This window comes from Comamonas sp. 14P8.1.4, assembly GCF_057799285.1.
The window spans coordinates 75,483-101,930 of record NZ_JBYOKN010000005.1 but is presented as its reverse complement, the minus strand read 5'-3'; the positions used below and the strand labels follow the sequence as shown (position 1 = coordinate 101,930).

24 protein-coding genes are annotated in these 26,448 nt (G+C 58.6%); 4 read left to right on the top strand and 20 right to left on the bottom strand.

The features are described 5' to 3' along the window. Positions 1–281 precede the first annotated feature (281 nt). Positions 282–1,889: a hypothetical protein gene (locus tag AC27VO_RS10810; protein ID WP_488666724.1), complete on the bottom strand. Its 1,608-nt coding sequence runs from the start codon at positions 1,887–1,889 to the stop codon at positions 282–284. Positions 1,890–2,259: 370 nt separating this feature from the next. Here AC27VO_RS10810 and AC27VO_RS10805 point away from each other — a divergent pair, with 370 nt between their 5' ends. Further along, on the top strand, positions 2,260–3,111 hold the full coding sequence (locus AC27VO_RS10805) for a Rha family transcriptional regulator (protein ID WP_488666723.1): 852 nt from the start codon (positions 2,260–2,262) through the stop codon (positions 3,109–3,111). A gap of 373 nt (positions 3,112–3,484) precedes the next feature. After that, the gene (locus AC27VO_RS10800) at positions 3,485–6,727 is read left to right on the top strand and encodes an autotransporter domain-containing protein (RefSeq protein WP_488666722.1); all 3,243 of its coding nucleotides are present in this window, start codon (positions 3,485–3,487) and stop codon (positions 6,725–6,727) included. Positions 6,728–6,771: 44 nt separating this feature from the next. On the opposite strand, the gene AC27VO_RS10795 is transcribed toward AC27VO_RS10800, so the two are convergent. From AC27VO_RS10795 to AC27VO_RS10705, 19 genes are all read right to left on the bottom strand, one after another. Further along, entirely contained in the window at positions 6,772–7,278 is a 507-nt protein-coding gene (locus AC27VO_RS10795) for a hypothetical protein (protein ID WP_488666721.1), read from the bottom strand. After that, the gene (locus tag AC27VO_RS10790) at positions 7,275–7,745 is read right to left on the bottom strand and encodes a lysozyme (protein ID WP_488666720.1); all 471 of its coding nucleotides are present in this window, start codon (positions 7,743–7,745) and stop codon (positions 7,275–7,277) included. The genes AC27VO_RS10795 and AC27VO_RS10790 overlap by 4 nt, the downstream gene beginning before the upstream one ends. Then, complete coding sequence (locus tag AC27VO_RS10785; protein ID WP_488666719.1) at positions 7,742–8,002, bottom strand: hypothetical protein; 261 nt, start codon at positions 8,000–8,002, stop codon at positions 7,742–7,744. Before AC27VO_RS10785 ends, AC27VO_RS10790 begins: the two co-directional genes overlap by 4 nt. A gap of 115 nt (positions 8,003–8,117) precedes the next feature. After that, entirely contained in the window at positions 8,118–8,354 is a 237-nt protein-coding gene (locus AC27VO_RS10780; RefSeq protein ID WP_488666718.1) for a hypothetical protein, read from the bottom strand. After that, the gene (locus AC27VO_RS10775) at positions 8,351–10,249 is read right to left on the bottom strand and encodes a hypothetical protein (protein ID WP_488666717.1); all 1,899 of its coding nucleotides are present in this window, start codon (positions 10,247–10,249) and stop codon (positions 8,351–8,353) included. Before AC27VO_RS10775 ends, AC27VO_RS10780 begins: the two co-directional genes overlap by 4 nt. A gap of 8 nt (positions 10,250–10,257) precedes the next feature. Further along, positions 10,258–10,698 carry a hypothetical protein gene (locus tag AC27VO_RS10770; protein WP_488666716.1) on the bottom strand — a complete coding sequence of 147 codons (441 nt, stop codon included), beginning with the start codon at positions 10,696–10,698 and terminating at the stop codon, positions 10,258–10,260. Next, positions 10,695–11,012: a hypothetical protein gene (locus AC27VO_RS10765; RefSeq protein ID WP_488666715.1), complete on the bottom strand. Its 318-nt coding sequence runs from the start codon at positions 11,010–11,012 to the stop codon at positions 10,695–10,697. Before AC27VO_RS10765 ends, AC27VO_RS10770 begins: the two co-directional genes overlap by 4 nt. After that, positions 11,003–12,199, bottom strand: a complete 1,197-nt coding sequence (locus tag AC27VO_RS10760; protein ID WP_488666714.1) for a hypothetical protein — start codon at positions 12,197–12,199, stop codon at positions 11,003–11,005. The genes AC27VO_RS10765 and AC27VO_RS10760 overlap by 10 nt, the downstream gene beginning before the upstream one ends. 14 nt (positions 12,200–12,213) lie before the next feature. Then, entirely contained in the window at positions 12,214–15,750 is a 3,537-nt protein-coding gene (locus AC27VO_RS10755) for a hypothetical protein (RefSeq protein ID WP_488666713.1), read from the bottom strand. A 19-nt stretch (positions 15,751–15,769) separates the two neighbouring features. Further along, a complete protein-coding gene (locus tag AC27VO_RS10750; RefSeq protein ID WP_488666712.1) occupies positions 15,770–16,153 on the bottom strand; it encodes a hypothetical protein in 384 nt (127 codons plus the stop codon). Beyond that, positions 16,153–18,852 (bottom strand): phage tail tape measure protein, encoded by a 2,700-nt coding sequence (locus tag AC27VO_RS10745; RefSeq protein WP_488666711.1) that lies wholly within the window; start codon positions 18,850–18,852, stop codon positions 16,153–16,155. The genes AC27VO_RS10750 and AC27VO_RS10745 overlap by 1 nt, the downstream gene beginning before the upstream one ends. A 99-nt stretch (positions 18,853–18,951) precedes the next feature. Next, positions 18,952–19,743: a phage tail tube protein gene (locus tag AC27VO_RS10740; protein ID WP_488666710.1), complete on the bottom strand. Its 792-nt coding sequence runs from the start codon at positions 19,741–19,743 to the stop codon at positions 18,952–18,954. Between the two features lie 21 nt (positions 19,744–19,764). Beyond that, the gene (locus AC27VO_RS10735; RefSeq protein ID WP_488666709.1) at positions 19,765–20,130 is read right to left on the bottom strand and encodes a hypothetical protein; all 366 of its coding nucleotides are present in this window, start codon (positions 20,128–20,130) and stop codon (positions 19,765–19,767) included. A gap of 41 nt (positions 20,131–20,171) precedes the next feature. After that, positions 20,172–20,501 carry a hypothetical protein gene (locus tag AC27VO_RS10730; RefSeq protein WP_488666708.1) on the bottom strand — a complete coding sequence of 110 codons (330 nt, stop codon included), beginning with the start codon at positions 20,499–20,501 and terminating at the stop codon, positions 20,172–20,174. A gap of 15 nt (positions 20,502–20,516) precedes the next feature. Beyond that, positions 20,517–21,563 carry a major capsid protein gene (locus tag AC27VO_RS10725; RefSeq protein WP_488666707.1) on the bottom strand — a complete coding sequence of 349 codons (1,047 nt, stop codon included), beginning with the start codon at positions 21,561–21,563 and terminating at the stop codon, positions 20,517–20,519. A gap of 29 nt (positions 21,564–21,592) precedes the next feature. After that, the gene (locus tag AC27VO_RS10720; protein ID WP_488666706.1) at positions 21,593–21,973 is read right to left on the bottom strand and encodes a head decoration protein; all 381 of its coding nucleotides are present in this window, start codon (positions 21,971–21,973) and stop codon (positions 21,593–21,595) included. A gap of 30 nt (positions 21,974–22,003) precedes the next feature. Beyond that, positions 22,004–23,371, bottom strand: coding sequence for a S49 family peptidase (locus tag AC27VO_RS10715; protein ID WP_488666705.1), 1,368 nt, complete (start codon positions 23,369–23,371; stop codon positions 22,004–22,006). After that, positions 23,368–24,987, bottom strand: a complete 1,620-nt coding sequence (locus tag AC27VO_RS10710) for a phage portal protein (RefSeq protein WP_488666704.1) — start codon at positions 24,985–24,987, stop codon at positions 23,368–23,370. Before AC27VO_RS10710 ends, AC27VO_RS10715 begins: the two co-directional genes overlap by 4 nt. A 4-nt stretch (positions 24,988–24,991) precedes the next feature. Beyond that, entirely contained in the window at positions 24,992–25,219 is a 228-nt protein-coding gene (locus tag AC27VO_RS10705; RefSeq protein WP_286997476.1) for a hypothetical protein, read from the bottom strand. Between the two features lie 251 nt (positions 25,220–25,470). On the opposite strand from AC27VO_RS10705, the gene AC27VO_RS10700 reads away from it, so the two are divergent. Next, the gene (locus AC27VO_RS10700; protein ID WP_488666703.1) at positions 25,471–25,830 is read left to right on the top strand and encodes a helix-turn-helix domain-containing protein; all 360 of its coding nucleotides are present in this window, start codon (positions 25,471–25,473) and stop codon (positions 25,828–25,830) included. Between the two features lie 2 nt (positions 25,831–25,832). Continuing rightward, positions 25,833–26,372, top strand: a complete 540-nt coding sequence (locus AC27VO_RS10695) for an ImmA/IrrE family metallo-endopeptidase (protein ID WP_488666702.1) — start codon at positions 25,833–25,835, stop codon at positions 26,370–26,372. The last annotated feature ends 76 nt before the right edge of the window (positions 26,373–26,448 follow it).

Below are 26,448 nucleotides of genomic sequence, written 5' to 3'. Positions count from 1 at the left end.
GGTGCTCTGCTCCGCTTTACTGGATGTTTAAACAGGCATCCAGCCCGCATGCCATCGTTTTCCAATCTCCGTTTGCGGAGCGCAAAAAGACAGCTAATGCTGTCTTTTTTTCATTTGAAATTCCATTTCAAGCGGATTGCCTGACTCTTTGGTGATTGCGTTTCAGCCATCAGGCACAAGGGCTCGATAGTGCCAATGCGCCCTTATGGCAAGCACTGCACCCGCCCAACTACGTGAACATGAGAAATTTGGGTGCGTTGTAGATTTGCAGATACCCCGACTCAGCTCTCATCATTGCGACGCGAAAAACCAGAGATCGTTGCAACCAAAAGCAGACTGCTGATCCAACCAAACAAGATTTCAAACCATGCAATAAACCGCACCACGTAGCCCCAGCGCATATTAAGAAATTCGCCTTCATCCTCCGAGGGTATGTATGCGCCCCAAGTATCTTCCAAGCCCAAATTAACCACTGGCAACAGCAGATCAAGCGAATAGGCCAATGGGCTGAAAGTGGAATATTCACCCGGCATCAAGCTGCACGATGGCCAATTACCCAACCCTTCAGTTTGTACTGGTTGTAGCTGATTTGGCCGGCACTGCTCGTAACTTGAGCTTTGAAACACCAATGGGTCAGAAGGTGCGACCGCGTTAAATGGCTGTTGAGCCAATAGCCAATACAGGCCTGCACAACCTAACCAGATACCAAGCATCCAAGTAAACAAGCGCATAGGTCTATAGCCATACCCCGCCAGCAGACCAAATACTCCGTGCGCGCTTCGTGTGGTTACGCGCCTCCACAAGGCAACGATTCGATTTTCACCTTTTGAAGAAAGTCCCACACGCCCAATCTTGCGCTGAAGCTTCTCATAGGCAATCCCCACCTGCTTGGCATCTTCTATATGTCCAATTTCGCGCAGCACACGTTGCAATTGACGCCATGGTTGAGGTCGAAATTCATTTACATCGAGGTAATCATCGTGCTGTATTCCCAACCATGCAATCCTGTCCGCACCATTAGTTTGTGCTTCACCACCGAACGTACCGTAGCGCAAGCCATCTAAGGCGCTGCCCTTTTTCCACGCCTTAACGTCGTCCATCAGCACCTCAACATTCATGTGTGATGCACAAACACATACCGGCTGAGATAATCTACGAAAAAGAAAGCGGCTCTTGACAACAGCACCCTCCAAATTTAAAGACCAACTGTTGCAAGCCAAGAAACTACCACCTTCACCGTTTAGATCCCCCCCTATCTCCGCCCCCAAAAGCCGCACAACACCTAATGCCTCAAATCCATTATTAAGATTTAAATTACCCCTAATCTTCGCCCCGTCAGCACTTAATGCAAAACCGACATGTTCGAACTTACCGTCGGTACAACTTAGGTTGTCATCTATCTGCGCACTTAGTAACTGCACTTCTCCGTGAGACTTGAAACCACCACACAAAAACACACTTTCCGTACATTTCAAGCGTTCAGCTCTGAGACCTTTCGCCAAAAAGCTCCCTATTAAAGAGAAAACACCGCCAACCTTTGCGCCACTAAAATTAATCAACTCAGGAAAATTGCATAGATGCAAGCGCAAAGCACTAGGAACATTACAACCACTCAAATCAAGTTGGTTCTCAACATAAGCACCTTGTAGCTGCACACCGCACTCATGCACAGGTGCCCGCTCATCCCCACCCAAGAGCAAGAAGCGCAGAAACTCTGCGCGAATACAGTTCTCAACGGTTGCTTTATCAGGCACTGTGGAACCGAACACTGCCACCGCACCCACCCTGCACGCTTTCAGCAGCTTTTGCTCACTAGCCTTTAGCTGCCCAAAATCCCTCAAACTGCGGCCAAACGGCTTTTTCGGCTGTTGAGGCTTCTCTGTCTCCATCGTTCCCACCCTCTTATCAAACTTGTTTTATTAGGACGGGATATTAGCTGTGCACAGATACAAAATCCAACACTTGCCATCCAAAGCACTCGCGCTATACTGGCGCGGTCTCGAAAGAGATGGAGCGTAAGAACTCCTTTTACACAGCGGAAGAACCGCACCCGATAGCTTGGCGGTTTTTTTGCGTCCGGACATTGCACATCTGTACTTTGGCAGATGTTTGATTTATGGCCGGGAGGGCGACGGATACAACACCCGCAAGGGGAAGAAGTCCGCTCGGCTGTGTACGAGTTCTTAACCTCCCGGCCGCCTACTGCAGTGCGTAAGAACGCTGCGGCAGGCACTAAAAAGTCTCACACAGGAGCAAGTCATGTCGCAAGTCAGCACAGGCACGTCCGTTGCCATCGCAGCCCCTAGCCTTCAAGTCTTTGAAGGCCACGTCACCACCACCAGCAACCAGATTGCCAAACACTTCGGCAAAGAGCACAAAATTGTGATGCGCGCCATTCGCAATTTGCGCAACACGGTGGATGCAGATTTCTATGGGTGCAATTTTGCACCCATACAAAACATCACCGATTTGGGAGTTGGCCGCACCCGCCAAGACCCGGCCTACCGCATCACCCGTGATGGCTTTGTTTTCTTGGCCATGGGCTTCACCGGCAAAGAGGCTGCGGCGTGGAAAGTGGCTTACCTGACTGCCTTCAACCGCATGGAGGCAGAGTTAAGTCAACCCGCTCAAGACGCCCAGCGCCTGCAACTGGCCCAAACGCTGGCCAGCCAAGCCGGTGCGCAAGTGATGCAAGCGGTGTTTGATGCGGTGATGAGCGGCAGCAACGCCGACTGGCGCCGCGCCCGCTACTTGCTGAGTTTTGGTTACGACCAAAGCGGCCAGCCCAGCCTGCCCATGACCAAAGAGGTGGCCGACGGGCAAATGATTGCCAGCCTGCCCGAGCTGACGCAGTACATTGCCAAAGCCGACATCATGCCCAGCGACACGCAGCTGGCAGCCCTTGCCTCTGCCTGCACCCAACGCCTGACCGAGCGCGCCCAGATCCGTGAGCGCTGCGCAGCTACTGCGGTGACGATGGTGCCCGCCACCACGCCTGCCGCGCCGCTATCCACCGCCGTCAGGTCAACCACGACAGTCGCCCTACCACCCCACATTGGCCACGACGGCAAGCCCCTGCCCCCCGGTACGTTCCGGGCGGTGTTTGTGTGATGTGCGGGTAATTAAATATTTGAATTTAATAGCTACCAGCGCTTACCGGGTAAGCGCTAGAGGCATATTTCATTCATTTTTTATGCACAAAACCCCTGCCGGTTTGCACTGGCAGGGGTTGCATGAATGCGTGAAGGTACTGCTGGCACAGCCATACACAGGCTTACCTTAACTGCGTCTATATGAACTAGCGCACGTTGTAAATACCGCTACTCAAAGTTCATACAAATTTTGAAAAATACCTGAAATCAGTTATTTCCAAAGTGATATTTTGTTACTAGCATCTCGGCAAATGCCACTGCTTCTCTGTACAAAAAGTGGCTACTGCCTGTGCGACCACAGGCTTTTTTTATTCATCTTGTTCTGAATTTGCATGTCTCATCCTCTTGGCCTGCTTCTGGGCGCTGCTTCCCACCCTTTACCTGCCAAGAGGCATTTAGTCAGTGACTGTCTGTATGCCTGCGGCCATCAGCTGCTGCAAGCGCTGGCAGTGCTATGCCTGTTGTGGGCCTTTCACGCCCCGGCCAGCGCGGCAAGCCATGGCACCGCCACCGCCAGCGGCACCAGCATTACCTACACCCCGACCGCCGGGTTCTCCGGCTCCGACAGCTTCACCTACACCGCCTCCAACGCCAGCGGCACGTCCAGCCCGGCCACAGTGAGCATCACCGTCAGTGCGCCGAGCATCGTCCTGATCCCCGGGTCCCTGAGCAACGGCACCGTCGGGATGGCCTATAGCGCAACCCTCAGCGCCTCCGGCGGCACCGCGCCCTACACCTACAACATCACCGCCGGCAGCCTGCTGAGCGGCCTGTTTCTGAATACCAGCACTGGCATGATCAGCGGCTCGCCGATCGCCAGTGGCACCCGCAACCTGACGGTCACCGCCACTGACGCTAACGGCGCCACCGGCTCCCGAGCCTACTCAATCACCATTGTCGCCCAGGCGCCTGTGACCAACGCCGTGAGTGCTACCATCGCCGCCAACAGCAGCGCCCAGCCGATCACCCTGAACATCAGCGGCGGCGCGGCCACCAGCGTCGCCGTGGCCAGCGCGGCAAGCCATGGCACCGCCACCGCCAGCGGCACCAGCATTACCTACACACCGACCGCCGGGTTCTCCGGCTCCGACAGCTTCACCTATACCGCTAGCAACGCCAGCGGCACCTCGGCGCCTGCGACCGTGTCCATCATCGTATCGGCGCCGAGCCTGACGATCACCCCGACCACGCTGCCCAACGCGACCGCCAACAACGCCTACAGCCAGACCTTGAGCACTGCTAACGGTACTGGGCCATACAGCTACTTGCACACCAGCGGTGTACTGCCGACCGGGCTGACCCTGGCCAACGGCGTTCTGAGCGGCACCCCGAGCACAGTCGGCACCTTCAGTTTCACGATCACCTCAACCGACGTCCACAACACCACCGGCTCCCAAGCCTACTCAATCACCATTTACGCCCAGGCGCCTGTGACCAACGCCGTGAGTGCTACCATCGCCGCCAACAGCAGCGCCCAGCCGATCACCCTGAACATCAGCGGCGGCGCGGCCACCAGCGTCGCCGTGGCCAGCGCGGCAAGCCATGGCACCGCCACCGCCAGCGGCACCAGCATTACCTACACCCCGACCGCCGGGTACTCCGGCTCCGACAGCTTCACCTACACCGCCTCCAACGCCAGCGGCACCTCGGCGCCTGCGACCGTGACCATCACCGTATCGGCGCCGAGCCTGACGATCACCCCGACCACGCTGCCCAACGCGACCGCCAACAACGCCTACAGCCAGACCTTGAGCACTGCTAACGGTACTGGGCCATACAGCTACTTGCACACCAGCGGTGCACTGCCGACCGGGCTGACCCTGGCCAACGGCGTTCTGAGCGGCACCCCGAGCACAGTCGGCACCTTCAATTTCACGATCTCCTCAACCGACGCCCACAACGCCACCGGCAGCAAGTTCTACAGCCTCGAAGTGCAGAGCCAGGGGGTGGTTGTGCCTTCAAGCAATGAAACCGTGGTGCCGGGTCAGACTGCTACGGTCGATCTGACCCGCGGTGCCACTGGCGGCCCATTTACCTCAGCCACGTTGCTGTCGGTGAGCCCACCGTCGGCGGGCACCGCCCGCATGGCCGGCCCATTCACCATGAGCTTTGCCCCGGCTGCGGCCTTCAGCGGCAGCGCGGTGGTGAGCTTTAGCCTGCTGGCCGCCAGCGGCAGCACCGGCACCAGCTTCGTCACCTTTGCGGTGCAATCGCGCCCTGACCCCACAACGGATGCGAATGTGCGCGGTGTCACCACATCGCAACAGCAAGCGGCCGTGCGTTTTGCGGGCACACAGTTGATGAACTTCTCCCAGCGGCTGGAACACTTGCGCAACCCTCAGCGCAGCACATTCACGAACGGATTGCAGCTGGCCATGCCCCGGGCGGTGAACACCCAGGTGCGCAACTGCCGAGGAGCCACCAGTTTGCTGGAGCAGCAAGAGTGCGTCACCAACCAGGGCCGCATGGAGCGTGGCAGTCTGGCACCAGGATGGAGCCGCGCCGCGCAGCACAATGCAGCAGCGGCTGCGCAAGGCTTGAATACAGAGCGGGCTTTTGCCTCCAGCGCTCAGGTATTTGGTCAAGATGTACCGCCTTCTGAGGCAGGTGGTGCTGCCAGCGGCAACCGCTCTGCGTCTGTGGCACAGCAACTTATGGCGAAGGCGGCACCTGAGCATGCGCAGATGACAGCTCTGCAAGCAGTAGACACCCCCATCGCCGAGCCGGGCAGCGCAACACGCCCTCGTTTGGCCTACTGGACATCTGGCATGGTGGATTGGGGTTTTGCAGATGCCACTGCCGGTCAAGATGATGGGTTGCGCTTTACCACCAGCGGCGTCACCATGGGTATGGACTATTTGCTGAGCAAAGAATGGACGGTGGGTATGGGCATTGGTTTTGCCTATGACCGCACAAAGATTGGCAGCGAAGGCAGCAGTAACCGCAGCAAAGGGGTGAGTACCGCCCTGTATGGCAGTTGGAACCCAGCACCTGCTTATTTCGTGGACGGCGTGCTGGGTTACAGCCGCATGAGTTATGAGACCCGCCGCTGGGCGGCCGATGCAGGAGAGTTTGCCCAGGGCGAGCGTGATGGCTCTCAGTGGTTTGCAGCCCTGTCTGCTGGCTATGAATGGCGCACTGAGCAGTGGATGCTTTCACCCTACGGCCGTTTGCAATTTGCCCGCAGCAGTCTGGATGCATACACGGAAACAGGAGCAGGCTGGCATGCGCTGCGCTTTGAAAAGCAAAACATCACAAGCACATCTGCATCGCTGGGCTTACGCGGCGAAATCAGCCATGACACCCGCTGGGGTACGCTGTTGCCATTTGGCCGCCTGGAGCTGCAACATGACTTTGACCACCAGTCCGATATGCGCCTTGGGTATGCGGACTTGGCCGGGCCTGCACAAAGCTACAGCATCAGCAGCACCACGATGGGGCGCAACCGCGTACAGGTGGGGTTTGGTAGCAGGCTTCAGTCGCGCATGGGTACGTTTGCGGCAGAAATGCAATTCACACGCAGCAGCCACAGCTTTCAGCGTGGTCTGCGATTGATGTACACCACACGCTGGTAAAGAGATTTACTCAAAGAAAGAATCCCACGCAATGTGGGATTCTTTTATTCCACTCTCAACAATCGTCTCTCTAGCTGCACCTGCCCCATCAGGGCGTTAACTTGGGCGTCTCGCTGCTGGACAAGGCCCACAAGCTCTCCAACCACGCCCGCGCCCTCAGCAAGGCTGGTTGCGAGTTGCTGTTGTTGATCTGCAAGATCTCTGCAGGCAGCGGCGTTGCTTGCAGCCTGGGCGTGCTGGGTGGCGGTGGTGCGCAGGTTGTGCTGCAGGCTTGCAATGCGGGCAGCATCAGCAGTGCGGCCAGCTTCCAGCCGCTGAATTTCTTGGGTGTATGCATGGGTGTTGTCCTGTTGCTGTGCAGCGTGTTGCAATAGCACGACTGCTTTATTTTCAGTAGCTACTTGCCTTTGCTCTGACTGGGCTAAATCCTGTTTTGACTGTTGGTTTAAAGCATTGGCCATAGCGGCATTGGCACGCAGACTTTGCACCCACCATGCGCCGCTACTGCCCACTGCCAAGCCCACGGCCAGTGCGATAGCGGCGGTTTTCATGCCAAGCCCCCTTCGCACAGTTGGCGCTCTACAGCGCGGCGTTTAACCAAGCCGGGTAGTTGCTGGCCAGCTGCATACGTCCAGCGGCTGAGTTCTGCGCACGCACCCTGCATGTCGCCCGCATTGGCTTTGCGCACCAGCGTTGATTTGCAAAAGGCCCCCTCCCCCACGTTGAAGGCAAAGCTGAGGAAGGCGGCGCGCTGCCCATCAGTGAGCGGCTGGCTGATGCACAGCAACGCATTGGCGTGCAGGGCCAAGTCCTGGTAGAGCATTTCTTCACACTGCTGGCGCGTGAAGGTTTGCTCCATGCGCAGCTCTGGTCCGGTGTGACCGGTGCAGGCGGTGATGATGCCAATGGGGTCACGGTAGCTGCGCAGCACGGTGCCTTCGTACTTGGCAACCAGCGGCACGACAGCCACAGCCGCAGCGGTGCCGATGGCTGCGATGAGTTTTTGCTTGAAGTTCATTTGGGGTAGATACCTTTTGCTGCGTTCCACGCGCCAACAAGGGCAACACCCAGCGCAACGATGGCAGCCATTGGTTTGGCCAGCATGCCCAGCCAGCGCAAGACTTTGAATGCACCTTTCATGGCACCAAAGAATTCCAGCAGGTCAGCCAGCTGCAGCTTCAGCTCATGCAGCTCTTGCCGCGCTCTGGCGAGTTCAGTGGTGCTCTGCACCAGTTCACGTGAGGTGTCATCAAGGCCGCGTTCAATGGCGGCCATGCGCTCACTGCCTTTGTCAAAACGCTGATTGACTTGCTCAATATTGATCACCGGTAACTCGTCGCCCCAGTCGTCCATGCGCGCCTCTCTTTCTGTACTGTTTGCTTTGCGTTGCTCAAACTTCGATCAATACGTAGGGCAAGTCAGGCGCTGGGCCAGTGATTGCACCACCCTGCACATACACCCGCTCACCGCTAGCCAGCAGGAATGGGTTACGCAGTCGCAGCAGACCGTTGCCACCGTCCTGGGCAATTTCTGCAGTGCCATCTGCGAACATCACATTGACGGTGCCTGTCAGTACTGGGGCATCTGGCAGCAGGTTCTTGAGGCGCTTGTAAAGGTTGGTGCTCATGCAACGACCACTCTTTCTACGGTGAGTTGCTGGCGCACTTTGGGTAGGGCTGCGCTGACGTTGACCCCGCGCACCAGTCCACGCCAGGTGCCGTCTGTATCAGCAACCTCCAGCAACTGGCCGGGGCGAACAATGCCGGGGTTGGTACCACCAGTGAGTACGGGCATGCTGATGGTTTGCAGCAGCTTGTTGCCACTGGCTGCAAGTGCCCACTGACCGCGCATGCGGGCAGCATCTGCATGGGTGATAAGGTCGTCTTGGACCGATGGGGCCAACTTGTCACGGGCACTCAAGGTGCGCACCACGTGACCTTGCACGCCCCCTACGCTGCCACCAGTAACGTAGATGGCGTTGTAGTTGGGCCGTGGCTCAGGCCTCAGCTCATCGGTGACGATGACGTCAGCAGGCATTTGCACATCAGGCACAGCCTCTGTCCAGTGCCAGGGCAACACGGGGTAGCGCGGCGCAATGATGAGCTGCTCAGACGTGGGATGGCTTCGCACAACGGCGCCCACGCTTTCAGCCACACGCAGCACTGCTTGCAAGGGTGTGCCCTGGAAACTCCATGCGCCTGCAGGGACCAGCCAGTCGGCAATCTGCCAGTCCAAGCCTACGCCAGTGAACTGCAGTGTCTGCACTGCAAGCTGCTGCGCAGTAGCGTCTGCCGTACTGAGCCAGCTTTGCTGAGGCATATAGGGTGCGCCCAGCAAGGCCGTGACGCTGACTCCCTGAACCGCCACGCGCTTGCGCTCAAAACTACGGCTGCGCGCAGTGCTGGTAATTGCAAACACAAATGCAATTCCGTTGACTTCCACCCGTACTCGGGCTGGCAACCCGGCCACAGGTGCCAGCTGCTCCATCAGGTGCTCAGGGCCGTTGGCAGTCAGGCTCCAGCCGTATCCATCATCGTCCGCAGCCAAGGCCACGCCTGTAAGTGGCACTGGTTCCATGCCCGGCAGTAGATGTGCAGTGAGGTTGTGAACTTGCATATAGGCTGGCAGTAAGGGGATAACGTAGTGCGGCGTAGGCTGCGGATCGGGTGTCTTGCTGCGGCAGCGAAACACCAGCCCAGCAGGCAGGCCGTGTGCGAAGGCTTGGTCAAACACCAAGGCCGCAGGCAAACCGGGTACATAGCAAGGCTGGGGGTTGGGCGGCAGTGGCCACACCCACTGGCCGGGGCTTGGATTTGTGGCGTCTTGGTACCGATCACCAAAATCCACCCGCAATGGCAAGCCATGGCTAAAGTCGGTGAGCCAGTGGCCCGCAGATGGAACACCTTGCTGCATGTGGTTTTGCAAGTCACCACGCAGGCGCAGGGATTGTTCCAAGACCACCAAGGCAGCGGCACGTATGGCCTGCGCGTCTTGCATGGTGTCCAAAGCAGCGCTTTGGCGGCGCAAGGACTGCTCAAACCCGCTTTGCACTGCGTGTCGCACGGTGCTGGCTTGTTGCATGACATCGGCCACCGCGCCACGCAACGGTTGCGTCTGCTGCCACAGGCTGCGCACCTGGGCGGACACATGGCGTGCGTCTTTCCAAATCTGCTGCACATTGCTTTGCTGGCGCTGCGATTGCTGCCAGACGCCGTGCATTCCCGCGCGCAGGGGCTGTGCAGGCTGGGCTGAATCACTAGCCATTGCCGCATTGGGGCGGGAGACGTTCACATGCCAGCCCACGGCAACGTTGCCGCGAAGACCACCAGTGATACGGCCCACCGCTGCAACACGCTGCACCGTGGCCACGTGCACCGCACTGCCCACACCCACCGTAATGCGCCCAGCAGCTGCCAGCGAGTACTTTGGCTGGGGCGCGCCTTCATCTGCCCCCAGCACCAGCTGCACGGGGTTACCAGTGCCTTGTCGCTGTTGTTTAAAGACAAGTGGGGTGCCTGCCATGTGCTGCCCTAGCCCAGCGCAGTTGCAGCCAGCGAGATCAAACCGCCTGCATAGAACACTGGGGCATCATCACCCTCTGGCGTTTGCCCGCCGCTGACCTGAAAGCAGCCGCCGTTCGCCGAGTCGGTAACATTACCGTCAGCCAGTACTGCCCCGTCAGCGGCCACCAACTCACCCCAGCGGGGTGTGCCAGATTCCAGCACCATGCTGCCCGATGGGTCTGCCGGTGTGAGCTGCAACAGCCCCGCCTCCGTTATCACGCCCGCAGGCCGTGCCAGTTGCACCTGGGCCATGGGTGTGCCGCCTTGCCCCAGTTCACTAGGGCGTGCTGTGCTGTAGAGACGAATGCTGGCATTCCCCTCAAGAGCATCAAGCCGCACCAGCGTGGCTTGCAGCTGGGCAAGCAGCAATGCCGGGGCCACCCGCCAGATAGGATCTGCGGCACTCATGCGGATACCTCAGGCAACAAGTCATTGGCCGCCACCGCACGGTGCATTCCCGTGTGGTCAAAGGCAATGACAAAGTAGGTTTCTGCAGCGTCCAGACGTTCAAAGCGGTATTGGCCCGTGGTCTTGTCACTCCATGTCTGACCAACAAACATCCCATCGCGCTGGATGAACAGGCACACACGCCGCCACACGTGCTGCAGCAGCTCGCCTTGCTGGGCTTGAACGGTGCCATGGATCACACCGCGTGGTGTACCCAGCATCGCGCGGCCGCCGCGAAGGTCCTGACTGAAAATAGGCTGCCAAATCATGACCACGGCCCCTCTGCATCCAATGCGCACACGTAATCAGCAGCTCTCGATCCACCGCTCGCAGGTCCAAAAAATAACCGGTGCGAGCGATTTCCAATTTGTCCTCGGACTCCGGACCCGAGTACACCGCTCGCATTCGTATGCATGCAATGCAAAACTCCGGGAACTAGCGCTCTCGGGTATGAAGCAGTCGAGTGGCGAAGAAACTTCTGTGCGAAAACCAGTTCCCCAATACCTAAGCCAACAGCCGGACCGCAACCCCCATCGCTTCCGCTATCTGCCGCGTATGGGTACAGAGGGCCGATAAAGCCGGCCACAGATATGACACCGCCATCTGCAGACCGCGACGCATAAATGTTTGTCTGAACACTGCCTGTGGAAAGACTTACACAGCCACTGACCACAGAGACGGCAGTTGTAATAGTTACCCCAACTTGGATTGATATAGAAATCGCATGCTGATCCTGTGGCGTGAGTGCGTTAAATGCACCAAACCAACGCATCAGATACGAGATTTGTCCCTCCGCTGACGAATACCCTGCTGCTATGCCTGCATAAAGGAGTTTATGGTCAGCACAAAAGATCCACTTACTTGGTCTAGCGGTGCCAAATGCTTTACCCCAAGTTGCTTGGGCAGCTTGCGACTGCGAGGGGAACTCACCTAGGCCTGCGTCGACACCCGACATTGACTCGTACCCACGCACATAGGCGTGAGTGCCTGCCAAATCCTCAACCTTCAAACAATGCCCAGCCCACTGAGGGGTGCTCGGCATGTACACCGCCTTGTTGGTTGCAGGATCAGCAAAACGCAGCAGCCATCCCGCCGGTGCCAGTTTGACCGTGATGGTCGCCCCCAACACTACGCTGTCAGGTGCGTCGATAGGAAAGCTCACACGCAGACCGTCAGCAGAAACTTCTGTCAGCTTGTATTCGCCGTTGTAGCTGGTGTCGGTACAACCGGCGACATCAATGACGCACATCGGCTCCCAACCAGTGGCAACAGGCACTGTGATTTGACCCACGCCTTGTGTCACTACAAAGCTGCTGACTTGCTGCATGCCGAACCCATTGACCAGGCATGCGGACAACACGTCAATCAAAGTACCTGCCGCCTGAGTCAAGCTAGGCGCACCAACCATTTCGCTGGTAAAGAGCTTGACGCTGGTGTCTTTAGGACTGCGAGAAGATTGCATATTTCCTCTTCTGATCAAGGTTGTGAAACGCGGTCAATATCGCCGCGCACTGTCAGGCCAAAGGTGTAGTCAGTGCCCGCCGCCTCGCTGGGCTGCACGGTGCGAATGCAGGCAAAGGGCTGCATGGCACCCACTGTGTTGATGCGCAGACCGTTGCCTACAGCCCAGCCCGCGCCCCAGCCACCAGCTTTGACTGTGAAATAAGGCACACCCGCAAAGCTCTCTGTCTTGGTGTTGGGGTTGATGGGTGCAATGTCTGCCGAAATGGGGAAGGTGCCCAGATTGCCCACGTGCTCACCAACAACCTCCACAGTGTTGGCGTTGGTGAACTTGAGCAGCCAGCGCTCAGACAATGCCCCTGCATTGGTCACCACCACAGGGAAAGCCGTGTCGTTGTATTGCGCAGCAGCCTGGTTGCCCACCACGGTGTCAGACCAGGTGACAGCATCAATGGTGGCTTGGTCAAACAGATGGCTCACACGAGCACGGATGGTGCCGGTGTACAGCGCACTGCTGACCACACTGCCTGCGGGGAAGTGGTGACTCAACGCCTTGGTCAGCGTGAGCGTGCCGTTGATCTGCACGTCTGATACCCGTGCCATCTCTTCGATGCGATGGTGCACACGCACGGGCTGGACCCAGTCGCTCACATCTGCAATGCTGACCAGCCCAGCATCCAGATCAACGCTCCAGCCGCTCTGGATTTTTTTGCCGTCTGCCCCCACGATCCATACCCGACTCAAGCGTGTTCGGGCGCAGTCAATAGTCTGGCCATTGCTCAAACTGGCGGCAGGCAGCACACCAGTATGACCGACCACCACGTAGTAGCCGTTGCGAAACACCGGCACACGCCCATCGCTGGGCAGGCGCACGGGGTCCATGCCAATGATGTCTGCATCCAGTGGCAGGTACACATAGGTCACACTGTTAAATCGCAGTGTGGTTGGGTCAACGGGCAGCGGCTTCCAGATCTTGCCCGCTTGCACAGCACCCACGTCCGCCTGGTCGAACCACCACTCGGCACGCTCGGCATCAGTGAGCGTGGCGACATCCACAAAAGCACCAAACTGGATTTCCGTCAGTCCTGCCTGGTAGTCAATCCGGCCACGGCTTTGCGAGGTATTGAAGTAGCCCTCCAGATCCGGTGTAAGGGTGAGTGCGTTGCCTTGTGCATCAGACAGGTTCAGCGTGATGCCCTGCACAGCCACAGGCGCAGCCGGGGTGCGAAAGAACACACTGCCTGCCGTCCAGTCCTTGCGGCTGGTCCAAAGGCTATCCAACACCAGCGGGGCTGCAGTCGTGACGACATAGTCATTCAAATAGGCAATGCCTGCGGCATAGTCCATACGCCCCGCAACTGTGCCGGGGTTGCTAGAGGTGCGGTCTCGAATGATGTCTCCATCCACATCCATATAGCTGTGGCCCATCCAGGTGAACTGCACGCTGCCGGGAACCACGTACTGGCTGGTGTAGGGACACAGGTCAATACTCACCGCAGGCGGCTGCCACGACTGCACGGCCGTGAGCGGACTGGCAAAGCTTTCTGCATACGTGACTTGTACCGTACTGGCTGCCAGTACCTGCTCAGACACGGTCACGGTGGTGCTTTGCCCACCTTTTTGTGCGGAGCTGTTGCTGACACTGCCGCCGTTCATGGTGGCGTTTTCAAAGTCTGTACTGTTTTCGTAGCTGCTCTGATAGCCATCGGTGCTGGCATCTAGATCAACCAGCTTCAACGTCAAGCTCTTGCCCGCGTAGTTGATGGTTCCGCGCGGCCCAAAGCTGCCCGCTGCATCATCGGTGAGCGAATGCGTCTGCAGCTCTTGCGTTTTGCTGCTGGCCACCGTGCTGGTGCTGTAGACCGCCTGCTGACTGACTCCGTTAGGAATGCCGTACTGGCGCACCAAGGGCTTAAAACCGCCACTGCCTTGGGCCAAAGCCCCAATGTGCTTGCCACTTCCTTTGCCCGCAGATGCCCCCGTGCTACTGCCACCACTGCTGGCGGTGACATTACGTGCCGTCACCCACTGCACCATGACGCTGCCCGCTGCGGGCACGCTGTCCAGTCCGATGGTGGCGAAGCCTGCCGCATCGGTGCTGGCCACCACATTCTTGGTAATGATGGTGGCGTACTGGTAAGTGATGCTGAATTCGCCTTGCGCATCGATCCAGGCCGCCAGCACTGGCTTGATCAACAGCTCTCCGCTGGCGTAGTTGATCTCACCAGCAGCATCACCGGTCAGCACACCCAGAGTGTCAGTCGCAGTTTTAAGCTGGCCGCTACTTTCCCACTGAATCTGCAGCGTGCCGGGTTTGATACCTGCATGATCTAACTGCAGCATGTATTCAGGCTGACGCACTTGCAGCAAGGTACTGCTGCGATTGACAAAGCCTGTGGTCTCGCCCCACTGAAACAAGATGGCTGAGCCCACATCAGGCAACGCAGGCAACGTGATAGCTATAGAGCCATTGGTGTAGTTGATGGTGCCCACGGCATCACCAACCAACTCGCCTGCACCATTGTCTTGGCAGGTGTACCAGGTACCCAGCACCATGAAGCTCACCACCACCGTGCCAGGGCTGGGGAAAGGGCGCAAGATGGCCGTCCAGCTATACCCCCTGTTTTCTTGGCCCACCTTGAAACGGTAGGTATGTGGCGTGATGGGCACTGTCACCTCACGCGGCCCTGTTGCCAGCGTGATGCTGCGCATGGCAGCAGGGCGCTGATCCAGGCTGACGCGTTCAGTGCGGCTGCTGGGCACCAATTGGGTGTAGATGCTGGACACTTTTACCTGTCGCAACGGGTCACCCAAGGTGTATGCCGCTGTCATGGGGGATGCACCGTAAAACTGGATGGCATCAGCCACAGTGGTGTCACGGATCATGGTGGCACCTGCAGTGCGCGCGAACATACGATTGGGCTCACTGCCAATGAACGCATTGGCAAGGCGGCTACCAATTTCGCAAGTGGTGACCATGGCCTGAAAGTCTTTGACCTCACCAGAGCCAGAAGAGTAAGAGAACGTGCGCTCTTCAGTCTCCGAGCGTGTGATACGCACAAACTGGCGCTTTTCCGTCGATTTCCCTTCGTCCTGCACCAACACCAGCGTGCGACCAATAGGCGGCGCAGACGTACCTACGCGGTGGAAGATCTGAATGTTCCCCTGGCCCAGCACATGGTTGCCCAGCAAGATGCCATTCCATTCGGTACCTGCAATGAGATAGTTGGCAATGGCAGAGGCAATCTCGCTGCGCTTGGCAAAGGGGCCACACGCTGCAATAGTGACACTGACATTGGTGTCGGTGGCAGGCTGGTCGATGATGATGTTGGCATCCATCAGCGGATCTGTATTGCCAGTCTGTACAGCACCAAACAGTTGGCGAATACTGACCTGCCCACCAGCACGCGCTACTTCAGTGATGTCTTCAAAAACGTCATTACTCTGCCCCCATCCAATGACGTTCCCAGAGGGGCCGCCGCCGCCCTCTGGCACGTCATCCATGACTTTAGATTTGAGCAGCTTGATATCGCCATCTTGAATGCTGGTCATTGCACGCCTGTCCTCGTTCTTAAACCGTAATCAGTCGCAGCGTGGCGACATAAGGGTTGGTATGAGCAGGCAACTCAGGCCTGCTAATAGGCTGGGCCTCGATGGCGTCCTCTGGCGCAAACATCACCAAGAACTGTTCGCCCGTAGCAAGCGTCAGCTCATAACGGCCTTCTGGATCGTCCGCGAGCTCACGCACAGCTAGCAAAGTGGCGCGGCGAATCCACCCCTGATCCTGGGCGCCTTGCAAGGTGATGGGACGACCACCCACCTTGGGCGCGAGATCAATAATTTGTGCGCCGGTGATACTGCGCTCTACGCTGCGCTGCGCCGATACCCAGACGAATTCATCCACCCACAGCATGCCGCTGGGCAAAGCAATACCATTCAAGAAGTGAGATGCCATCAGAACGCTGCTCCAGTTAATTTGGCGCTGCGCTCCAGCTCACCCATCAGCTGCTGCAGCACATTGCTGCCTACTTCATCCGTTTTGATTGCACCTAACTCACGCCCACCTATAGAGATCTCATGGCGGTGAACCTGCGTTACCAGCTGCTGCGCCGTGGTCTCCTGTGGGGACTGCACCTCTGCTCGTGGCGACGGTTGCTTGCCAGCATTGGCTGCTTGTTTCAGCTTGATTTGCTTGCGTGCCCCCTCCATCGCAAACTTGGTGGTGTCATATTGGTAGTTGCCAAGCTGACCACGGCTCTTGGTGTCAAAGGGGTTTTGCTCTTTGTACTGACGCTGCCATTCCTTCCACCAGCCATCCAGCTCTTCTTCCGTCTGAAAAACGGGCACCAAGTTTTGAATGGGACTGGTAGTTCCTCTTTGGGCAATATTGGGCGAGCCAAAAGCAGAACGTCCTTGATCTCCGGGGCCGCGATAGTCAACCGCGCTATGCATGCCAGCAATACGCTTTCCTGCCCGGTCTGCTGCACGCCCCACTTTGTCAAAGTCATTGACCATGCGCCCTGCTGCACGCGCAGTGGCCTTTTCCGTATTCACCACAGCTTTGCCGGCACGGTCCAAAGAGATTTCGTAGCCCTTGACAGCAGCCTCCGTCTTTAGCCACGTCGGGGCAATATCACCGTTGGCTGCAATCACACGTTCAGCCATGACCTTCCAGGCCTCGGCAATGCGCTGCGGGGGCTGGGTGCCATCTTTGGCCAGCTGTTCAAAAGCACTGCGGGCTTTGTCAGCGGCCTCTTGCAGCTCGGCATTGGTTTTCAGGCCCAGGTCCTTGTAGGCCTGCTCCAGCAGCGCTGCTGCATCTGCGGCCTGCACACCGGACTTGGACAGCGCCTGCTGGGCACGGTCAATCTCCTGCAGCTTCTGGGCAGCGTCATGCAGGCTGCCGGATTGCATGAGCGCTTCATACTCTTGCTTGAGTTTTGCCACGGCGGCTTTGGCATCCTCTGCAGACTTGGCGGCAGCCTCATCGCTCTCGCGTTTTTTGTCCTGCGCTTCTATCGCAAGGAAAGCAGCCTCAGCCTCTTGCCGCGTTGCCTCTCCCAGCTGCCCCACCGCGCCCACCGTTTTTGTCAGCTGCTGCTCTGACTCCTGCGCTGCCTCGGTCAGCCCTGCCCAGCCTGCACGTGCCGATTCTGCCGACTCAGCCATGGCACCAATGGACTGATTGGATTTCTCCACCAGGGCCTCAGCCGCTGCCCACGTGGCCTCTGCAGACACCCGTACATCATTGGCGGCTTGCGCATAGGCCCGCGAGATTTCACCGAAAGTGATCTTGCTAAGCCCCTCATACAGCAAAGCCAGCCCATGCTGGATACCACTGAATACCGCAGTGACTGCGCTACCCAGACCGTAGATCACGGTCAACACGCCACTGGCACCCGCCGACATGATCCCCCAGGCCGTCTGCACACCGAAGCCTGCCTGCCGTGCTGCTGCCGCAATGCGCTCGAAGGCGCCGCCCACGTCGCTGGCCATGACCTGCGCACGCTGCACAATGACGTTCACATCAAAAGTCGCAACAAACTCGCGGAAGGCTTTGATGCCCGTCTCAAATGCCGTAGCCAGTATCTGGCCAAACTTCGCTACCGTGCCATCTTCAAGCCCCCGGCGGATGGCAGCCGTCAGCTCATCCACCCCTTTGCGTAGCACAGGCAGCACAGGGGTGTTGAGCACTTCCACCGCAGACTGCCAGACACTTTTGAGCCCCAGCACCGAGCCACTGAAGTTGTCTTGCATGGTCTTGGCTGCAGCGGCCGCACTACCCTCAGCATTGCGCAACTTTTCGGTCAGCTCATCGAGCGCACCCATGCCCTGGTTGAGCAAGGCGCGCAATGCAGGCCCCGCCTCCAGACCCACCGCATTGATGGCCTTAGCCCCTGCGGGCCCCTTCAAAGCCAGCTGACGCAACGCATCATCGAAGTTATTGGTGACGATACCAAGTGCACCAAGCTCTTGCCGGAACTTGGTGGCCGGGTTTTGAAACTGGCTCAAGACGCTGTTGAGCGCCGTACCTGCACGGCTGGCATCAATGCCAGCATCAGCCAGCTTGCCCATCATGGCGACCGTGCTCTCCAGGCTCAAGCCCAGCGAATTGGCCACAGGTGCGGCGTAGCTCAGCGCCTGCGCCAGTCCTTCCACGCTGGTGTTGGTAGCGTTGGCACCCTTGGCCAGCACGTCCGCTACGCGCCCGGCATCATCGAAGGCCAAGCCCATACCCATAACGGCCTTGGTCACATACTCGCTTGCAGTTGCCAGCTCCACATCACCAGCCTGCGCCAGCGCCAATACAGCAGGCAGCGCCTTGATGGAGTCACCCGCACTCAGGCCGGCCTTGGCAAGATTCTCCAGCGCGCCCGCTGCCTCTACGCTGGTGTACTTAGTATTAGTGCCAGCACCTTGCGCAGCCTTGGTCAGCAGCTGCATTTCCTCAGCCGTGCCGTCAGTGGCCGCCTTTACACGGCTCATGGCGGCTTCAAACTCTGCAGCGCCCTGAATGCCACCCGCAAATGCCTTGATGCCAAAGTACCCCGCAACGGCAATCCCTACGGCTTTGATCTTGCCTTCTAAGCGGCCAAACACCGCAGACGCGTTGTCCTTGGCGTTGATGACAATCTGAATAGGTTTGAAGGCCATGTGTTTGGTAGCAAGTGATGACTTACGGTTTGCGCTGCAGCCATAACGGCCACAGGGCAAACCGCCCCGGCCATGCCGGGCGGTTGTGCAAGGGGTGGATTAAGGGGCTACGGGGCGACCGTTGCAGTAGATGGCTTCGCCATTGGCAGGCTTGAGCGCTTCCAGTCCAAACTCCATCGCCACCACATCGGTGCCCTCGGCAATCAGTGGCAAATCACCGTTGGGGGTCAGCGTTACCTTGGGCAGGTACCAGTCGCGGTCACCACCGGCTGCGTTGTCGGACACGATGCGCAGCGCGCCGGTCAACTCTGCAGAGGCGCCAGACTTGACCGCCTCATACGAACCAGCCACAGGCGTATAGCCAAACAGCACCTCAGTGGAAGCAGTGATGGCAGCACCTTCCAGAATCTGCACGCGCCCTGTGGCCAGCTCCACGTTGAAATCGGTACCAGCCACCAACGCTGTGCCACCCGTTTTCAATTTCGCCGTTACGGCCGACACATTGCGTACACCCAAGGGGTTAGAGGCTGTTGCACCCAACTGGTACTGACGGCCAGGCAACACCTTGCGCTCTTCGTCAACTACAGGAGTTGCGGCTTGAGACTTGACTTCATGCACGCCAGACAGCCACAGCGCAGCATTCTTGGGGCTGAAGTTGTCGCAGGTCAGCGTGCCCGTGCGGTCCACTTGAACTACCCAAGCACCATCTTTTTCACGCAGGCCACCCTGGCTGGAGAAGTGCTCAGCCTTCTCGGTGTTGATGGTGAGGGTTACCCCCGGGCAGTTGCCCAAATCAATTTCGCCGGTCAGCTGCTCGCTGGCGTCATAGGGATCAAAGTACACACGGCCACGTGCGATCAGGTACTGGCTTTTTTCGTGAAGAATGGGCATCGCGGTGCTCCAGAAAGATGGTTATGGCTGACCGTCAAAGACAGCCGCCGTGGTGAAAGTGATTTCGTAGCCGACCAAGCCAGCTTCGCTGAATGCGGCTTCGGACACACGGCCTACCTGCAGCTCAGTCCAGCTGCGCGTTGCATGCACAGGGCGCCAGTTGTGCAGACTTCCAATGACGGCATCCAGTGCGGCATCCAGCTGACCTGCTGCCGCATCCCCGCGCTGCACGACCAACGTGACTGACCACTCAGGCTGCAACGTCACTGCAGGCTTTCGCACCTGTGGCACGCTGGCACCCGCCATGCGTACGTCCACCGCAGGGACGCCGCGTCTATCAGCGGAGACCGTGGCACCACGCACTTGCCAACCCGTAAAGGCAGGCAAGGCGCGCAGCCTTTCTTGGATGACTTGCTCAAGCGCCAGCATCAGACAGCCTGCCCAAAGAAGATGGGGAAAGTGGCCCAACCCGAGGCGTCGGGCACTACAGGCCCACTCACTTCACAGTGCTGGCCGTTGATGCACAGCCCCTTACTCCCCTCTGCAATGCCAGGCGCGTTGGCTATGCACATGGAGACGGTGTGCGTGATTGCAGTCACCGCCTCAGGCATGTAGCCCTCATCTGCGCCGCGCTTAAAGATCACGCCAAAGGCATGGCCACCGCCTTGCCACGTTGCCGTGGCGTTAGACAGCAGCTGGCTCACGCCCTGATTAATCAGGGCCTCAACCGCAGCAAAGGGAGCAAGGTTGTGCGTCATGAAGTGCCTGCTCGCTTAGGCCTTGCGCTTGCCGCGTTGCAGCATCCCGGGGCGGGTGCACATGAACAGCGGGTAGCTGTACACCTCAGGACGCGCCCAGGCTTGGCGGTCTTTATCAACCACCACCATGGCGTACACGTCCTGGCCGGGGGTGTTCACAAAGGGCAGAAACTCTGCCGGCGAGAAACCCACCTTGAATGCATCCGGCGCACCCACTGGGAAGAACTGGCACTCGTCGTCATTGATAGCTACGGTGCTCTTATCGTCCGTGCCCCGGTAGTTGATGAAGTCAATGTTGCCGTATCGAAAGCTGCCAAACGCCTGACCCACATCGTTGCGCAGTTCACTAGCACCTTGCTGCTGCAGGTAAGTGCTGCGTGTTTCTGCATTGCTGACCAAGTCGTCAAAGAACTTGTCACCGCACAGAGCCACGGCACGGGTCATACCGGGCAACCAAGCGCCATGGCTGCCGCGCATCATGGTGCGGATCACTTCATTGCACTTCACACGCACCTTGCCCTGCTTGTCATCAGCGCTCGCAAAGTCGAAATCGATGGTGGCTGGGCGGGCAATACCAAACTCGGCAAACCAGTCATGCAGCTCATTACCTGCAGCGTCCATCACCTTGCCCTGCACGGCACCCAGGCGCATGTGCTCATGCGTCAGCTCTACCGCAGCGCGCAAGCCCGTTGTGCCGTTCATCATGTCGGCAATCTGGTTCTGCACACCCTGCAGTTCGCTGGTTTCGCCAAAGGCGCGAATGTTCTGCAGTTCGTGGGCATACAAGGTCTTGCCACGCGCAATGCGGTTGGTGGCAAAGTGCTTGATGGTGCGCTGCTCACCCTTGCCTTCTTCCAGCGGTGCACCACGTTCGCTGATGGGAATCAGCGACAGCACGCCGCCTTTTTCCTCCACCGCAATGGTGGTGGTGCGTGAACGGTCTGGGGTGAAGATGTTCATCTGCCCCAAAAGTTGCGGCACATAAGGTGCTTTTTGAATGGCCGCAGACAGTGACGTCATACTGAAAGCGGCGTGCGATGCCAAGAGTGCGAGGTCTGCCATGTGGTGTACCTTTTGTCTTTCCGGCGCAATCAGCGCGCCACGATGCCCACTGCTGCCAACTGGCCCAGTGCTGCGGTTTTTTGGTTGGTGGTGATAGCTGCGGGCCAGATCAGGGCTGCGGCCTCCACTTCGGCATCACGGGCTGTGATGACGGCGGGCTTGTCACCTGCAGTGGCATCCACCGCAGCAAACAGCACGGCCACGGCGATCTGGCTGCCGTCAGGTGTTTCGCCTTGGCCTGATCCATTGGTTGGATCCACGGGCACGTATTTGCCGGTGGCCGTGACCTTGCCCAGCACCGTGCCGGGGTTGCGTACTACGCCTTCAGCTAGCGTGACCACATCGCGCGAGCGTGTGCCATTGGCTTCGCTCACCAGGTAGCAAGCCGTGCCGGGTTGTTGTTGATCCATGATTTGCGCTCCTTTTGAACGAGGTGTGCTTTAGTGGCTAGACACGCCAAAGGCCTTGTCCCAACCCGCGCCGCTGGCTTGCGCTTCGGCTGCGCCGCCTTGCGGGGCTGCGGCTTCTACGCCTGAGACGTTGGGGTTGCCCATAGCGGCCATGGCAGCCGCGAACTGGTTGCTGACGGCAGACGCAGCAGCCCCAGCGGCAGGCGCGGCATCCAAAAAGCCTTTGGCCTGCTCTGCACTCAGGCCTGTGGCAATGCATTGCTGGGTAATGGCCGGGTTGGCTGACGCATTGGCATGGCTGGTAATGGCCGTGACGCGGGCACGCTCGGCGGCAGCGCCCTCTGCATGCGCCTTATCCAGATCGGCCTGCGTAGTGGCTGCTGCCGTGGTGGTGGCAGCGGTGGTGGTGGCACCAGCGGGCGCAGCAGGAGCTGCGGCCGCTGCATTCGCGGATGCTTCAGACATGGAGGTTTCCCAAGGTTGGAGTGAAAAGCCCGCAGCAGTTGCTACTGCGGAGTTACGCCGGGCCGCCAGTTCAGCCACCACCGCATCGACAGTGCCAATGCGGTCAGCCAAACGCGCAGCCACAGCGGCTACGCCCCGGTAAACGCCGGCGCGGGTGTCGCGCACGGCTTGCTCGCTCATGCCGCGGTGCTTGGCCACGGTTTGAACAAACATTTGGTACAGCCCCTCAATGTCTGCCTGCAGCGCAGCGCGCACGGCATCTGGCAAGGGCTGGTAGGGGTTGCCGTCGATCTTGTGTTCGCCAGCAAAGATGTGCGATACGGTGATGCCGTCATTGGCCAGCGCACGGCTAAAGTCCACATGCCGCATGACCACGCCAATGGAGCCGACGTATGAGGTGTTGGTAAGTACCACCTCATCTGCCGCACTTGCAGCCAGGTAGGCAGCGCTGGCGGCCATGCCGTCGGCCACGGCCACAATGGATTTGCGGCCACGGGCGGCGTAAATGCGCTCGGCCAGCTCAAACGCGCCAGCCACTTCACCGCCGGGGCTGTCCATCACCAGGGCAATGGCGTGCACGTCGCTTTTGCCCAGCGCGTCTTCCACGTCTGCGGCCAGGTCGTTGTAGCCAATCAGCAGACTGCTGTCGGCGGCCAGCTTGGTGCGGTGCACCAGCCCGCCCATGGCACTAATCACCGCCACGCCATCCACCACGCGGTAGCCGCGCTCAGTGCGCTCGCCACGGCGGGTGGTAAACATCTCAGCAGGCAACGCGGCGCGGGCACTCAACTCAGCCGCATCGATCTGCAAACCATCCACACCCAGCAGGCGGCCACCCAGCCCGGCAATGATGGCGTCCAGCTTTTGCGGGTGCAGCAGCAGCGGCGTGTTCAGCAGACGGTCTGCCAAGTGGGGATAGGTGCGGCTGCTCATGCTTGGCCCTTTGCGCCTGCACCGCTATCGCGGCGCTCTTTGTTGTCTTGATCGTCTTGGTCGGGCGCATCCGGTGCGTTGGGGCTTACCACCCATGCGGCCTGCGCGGGTGCTTGCAGGCCCAGCTCTGCACGGCGTTGCGCTTCGATGCGCTGCTGGTGCAGCACCTCTTCCCAGTCCAAGCCCTGCTCTGCGCACTCTTGCTCCAGGGTGGAGACACCAATCTCCAGCCGCAGCTTGGCGGCAGTGATTTCTTTCACCGGGTCTACCCAACCCTTGCCACCAAACACAAAGCGGCAGCGCGTGTAGGCGTAGCGGTTGGCGTAAAAGCCGGGGGCGTCAATCACGCCTGCGTTTACGGCCTCTTCCAGCCACAGCTCATAAATGGGCTTGAGCCAGTTGGCTGTTAGCCAGCGGCGGCGGCCATGAAAGTAGCGCCACGCCTCAAGCAGTGCCGCACGGGCGCTGCTGTAGTTGACGCGGCTAAAGTCTTTGGCAAATAGCTCATACGGCAGGTTCATGCCAGCAGCAATGCGCCGCTCCACCGCCAGCATGAAGGCGTCAAACGCCACATTGGGGCGGCCCGGCGTAAAGCTGTTCATGCGCGCCCCCACGGGCAGCGGGATAACTGCTGCCCCCTGCAACTTGCCAATGTTTTGTGCCTGCTTGACGGACTTAGACCACGCATCACGTGGCTCCGCACCAAACAAGGCTGATGCAGATTCCGGGTCTAAATCCGACTCCAAAAACGCCGCTACCAGCGAATTGGCCAAGCTGGCCTGCAACTCGTTTTGCGCGTACTTGCCCGCCATGTGGAACTCACGCATCACCGCGCTCACAATCGGGCGGCCACGGGTTTGGCCCGTGCGCTCTTTGGCGTGCAGGTGAATCACGCGGCGGCGCCCCCATGGCGTAAAGGCGGGCACACGCTCCCAGCGGTTCAGGTCTTGCACCTCATCACCACGCAGGTACAGCGCATCACCGGGGTGCGCGGCCTGAAAGTGGTAAGCCAGCGGCGCGCCATCGCGGTCAAACTCCACGCCACGGCGAATGCGGGCCATGCCCTCCAAGTACGGGGGCGTTTGCAGGCGGTCAGACTCCATCAGGCTCAGGCGCGTAGCCCAAGGGCTGTCTGGGCGCGGCAACCATTTGGGAATGGCTACGGCATCGCCGTTCACCATCTCGCCGCCCAGGGCCAGCACCGTGAGGCCCAGCAAATCCAACGTGCGGGCGGCATCGCAATCCGTCGTGTCGGCCCAGCTGCGAAAGTGCGCCTCTACCTTGTTGCCCCATTCCCGGGCTTGCTCGGGCGACCAGCCCAGCAGACGGTAATCAGGCACGGCCGACAGGCGCAGCACCGCGCCCACAATGTTGTCGCGGTGGGTTTGCAGGCCACCGGCCATCAGCCCATCGTTGCGGGCCAGATCACGGCTGCGGCTTGTCAGCGTGTCCAGCTCGGGCAGCAAATCAGCATCAGGGCTGCCCGCAAACGGCTGCCAGTCACGCAACGCCAGGTCAGAGTGCGATGCGCCCTGGTACGCCGTCATGCCTGCACCTGCGGTAACAGACGCAGCGGCACGCTGGCGGCGGTGGTGTTGTTTGCTGTTGCGCCCCATGTGCTTACGCCAGGTAAATGGGGCCACGGGTGACACCGCCAGAGCGGCGTGCCAACTCTTCATTCACGGCACGCAATTGCCGCTCAATGTCTGCAGGGGCTTGGCCAAACTGAACCGAGCGCCCTTCCCCACTGGCCGTGGTGGGCAGCGTCAGGCGCGCTTCCAGCGCGGCCAAGTAGGTGTCGCGCTTGGCTTGGAGCTGTTCGGTGGTGAGGTGGCTGTAAATACCCATGCGCCGATGGTCGGCGGGGTGCTGCGAACAAACCAGACGAACTAGTTCTCTAAATTTTGTCGCAGGCTGCTAGGGCTTATGCAGCAATGAAGCGGGCAATCAATTTAGTAGCAAACCGACAACAAAGACTAGTTTTCAAAAAAACCAACACCAATCTCCTATTGCAATCACAACCAAAATGGTTCATTATTTGAACCGCTGATAGAATTCACTCTAGTTTGTAAGTTATCAGCATCACTAGGAGTCCCCACATGGCAATCACAGAGTTCGGAAAGGCAGTTCGTAAGGCTCGAATCGATGCCGACGTAACTCTCGCATCGATGGCCGAAGAGCTTCAAACCACGCCAAGTTTTCTTAGTGCGATGGAAATGGGCCGAAAAAAAATACCAGATGCGTGGGTATCGAACATTGAAAGTTACTTCGCCCGTAAAGGCGTCAGCGTTCGCTTGCGTGAGTTTGCAGATGTCGCCAACAAATCCGTCAATCTAGACGGCCTCGACCCCGCCCAGCAAATGCTGGTCGCAGGGTTTGCCCGAGTCAACATGTCAGATTCAGAGTTGACCCGATTCCAACAACTACTCTCTAGCATCAAGAAGAAAGAACCTGAATAACCATGCCACTGCACGAAGGCTTCCCCGTAGCGCCAAGAAAACGGGTGCATATCCGCGCAGCAGCTCAAAACGCACGAGAGGTTCTGAGTCTTCCTGCAGGAAAGTTGAAATGGCTGCTACTGCTAGATTTACTCTCCGCTAAATACGGCATCCATTACGACATTTTTGACAAGTTCTCAGCTCCAGTACCAATGGAAGTTGAAGCTTGCTTTGTCCCTGCTGATATGACTATTTACATCAGAGACAGCGTGTTCGAACAATTAGCTGTCGGAGGTCAAAGAGCTGGTTTCACCATGGGACATGAACTCGGGCATGCTTTGCTGGCACATCAACGGACGTTGAATCGCCTGACCAAAGACGTTCCGATTTACTGCAATAGTGAATGGCAAGCGGATACCTTTTCGGCAGAACTCATCATGCCATTGCTAGATATTCACCAACACGGACTGCGCACTGTAGAAGCAATTTCAAAGTTCTTCGGAGTTTCAAATGCAGCTGCGAACCGACGCTTATCGGAGCTGCGAAAACATGGCGAGCTTTAAGAAAAAAGCTCCCAAAGTGGTACCAACACTTTGAGAGCCTTTGGGGAAGGTGACAAGGGTATACCTCTCCACCTCC

Bases quoted from the DNA above. Each gene is read 5' to 3' on its own strand.
- AC27VO_RS10780 (WP_488666718.1), bottom strand. From the start codon at position 8,354: ATGAGCACCAACCTTTACAAGCGCCTCAAGAACCTGCTGCCAGATGCC.
- AC27VO_RS10710 (WP_488666704.1), bottom strand. From the start codon at position 24,987: ATGGGGCGCAACAGCAAACAACACCACCGCCGCCAGCGTGCCGCTGCG.
- AC27VO_RS10760 (WP_488666714.1), bottom strand. From the start codon at position 12,199: ATGCAATCTTCTCGCAGTCCTAAAGACACCAGCGTCAAGCTCTTTACC.
- AC27VO_RS10745 (WP_488666711.1), bottom strand. From the start codon at position 18,852: ATGGCCTTCAAACCTATTCAGATTGTCATCAACGCCAAGGACAACGCG.
- AC27VO_RS10695 (WP_488666702.1), top strand. From the start codon at position 25,833: ATGCCACTGCACGAAGGCTTCCCCGTAGCGCCAAGAAAACGGGTGCAT.
- AC27VO_RS10770 (WP_488666716.1), bottom strand. From the start codon at position 10,698: ATGAGTGCCGCAGATCCTATCTGGCGGGTGGCCCCGGCATTGCTGCTT.
- AC27VO_RS10800 (WP_488666722.1), top strand. From the start codon at position 3,485: ATGTCTCATCCTCTTGGCCTGCTTCTGGGCGCTGCTTCCCACCCTTTA.
- AC27VO_RS10775 (WP_488666717.1), bottom strand. From the start codon at position 10,249: ATGGCAGGCACCCCACTTGTCTTTAAACAACAGCGACAAGGCACTGGT.
- AC27VO_RS10805 (WP_488666723.1), top strand. From the start codon at position 2,260: ATGTCGCAAGTCAGCACAGGCACGTCCGTTGCCATCGCAGCCCCTAGC.
- AC27VO_RS10730 (WP_488666708.1), bottom strand. From the start codon at position 20,501: ATGACGCACAACCTTGCTCCCTTTGCTGCGGTTGAGGCCCTGATTAAT.
- AC27VO_RS10720 (WP_488666706.1), bottom strand. From the start codon at position 21,973: ATGGATCAACAACAACCCGGCACGGCTTGCTACCTGGTGAGCGAAGCC.
- AC27VO_RS10705 (WP_286997476.1), bottom strand. From the start codon at position 25,219: ATGGGTATTTACAGCCACCTCACCACCGAACAGCTCCAAGCCAAGCGC.
- AC27VO_RS10755 (WP_488666713.1), bottom strand. From the start codon at position 15,750: ATGACCAGCATTCAAGATGGCGATATCAAGCTGCTCAAATCTAAAGTC.
- AC27VO_RS10795 (WP_488666721.1), bottom strand. From the start codon at position 7,278: ATGAAAACCGCCGCTATCGCACTGGCCGTGGGCTTGGCAGTGGGCAGT.
- AC27VO_RS10715 (WP_488666705.1), bottom strand. From the start codon at position 23,371: ATGAGCAGCCGCACCTATCCCCACTTGGCAGACCGTCTGCTGAACACG.
- AC27VO_RS10810 (WP_488666724.1), bottom strand. From the start codon at position 1,889: ATGGAGACAGAGAAGCCTCAACAGCCGAAAAAGCCGTTTGGCCGCAGT.
- AC27VO_RS10790 (WP_488666720.1), bottom strand. From the start codon at position 7,745: ATGAACTTCAAGCAAAAACTCATCGCAGCCATCGGCACCGCTGCGGCT.
- AC27VO_RS10750 (WP_488666712.1), bottom strand. From the start codon at position 16,153: ATGGCATCTCACTTCTTGAATGGTATTGCTTTGCCCAGCGGCATGCTG.
- AC27VO_RS10725 (WP_488666707.1), bottom strand. From the start codon at position 21,563: ATGGCAGACCTCGCACTCTTGGCATCGCACGCCGCTTTCAGTATGACG.
- AC27VO_RS10700 (WP_488666703.1), top strand. From the start codon at position 25,471: ATGGCAATCACAGAGTTCGGAAAGGCAGTTCGTAAGGCTCGAATCGAT.
- AC27VO_RS10785 (WP_488666719.1), bottom strand. From the start codon at position 8,002: ATGGCCGCCATTGAACGCGGCCTTGATGACACCTCACGTGAACTGGTG.
- AC27VO_RS10740 (WP_488666710.1), bottom strand. From the start codon at position 19,743: ATGCCCATTCTTCACGAAAAAAGCCAGTACCTGATCGCACGTGGCCGT.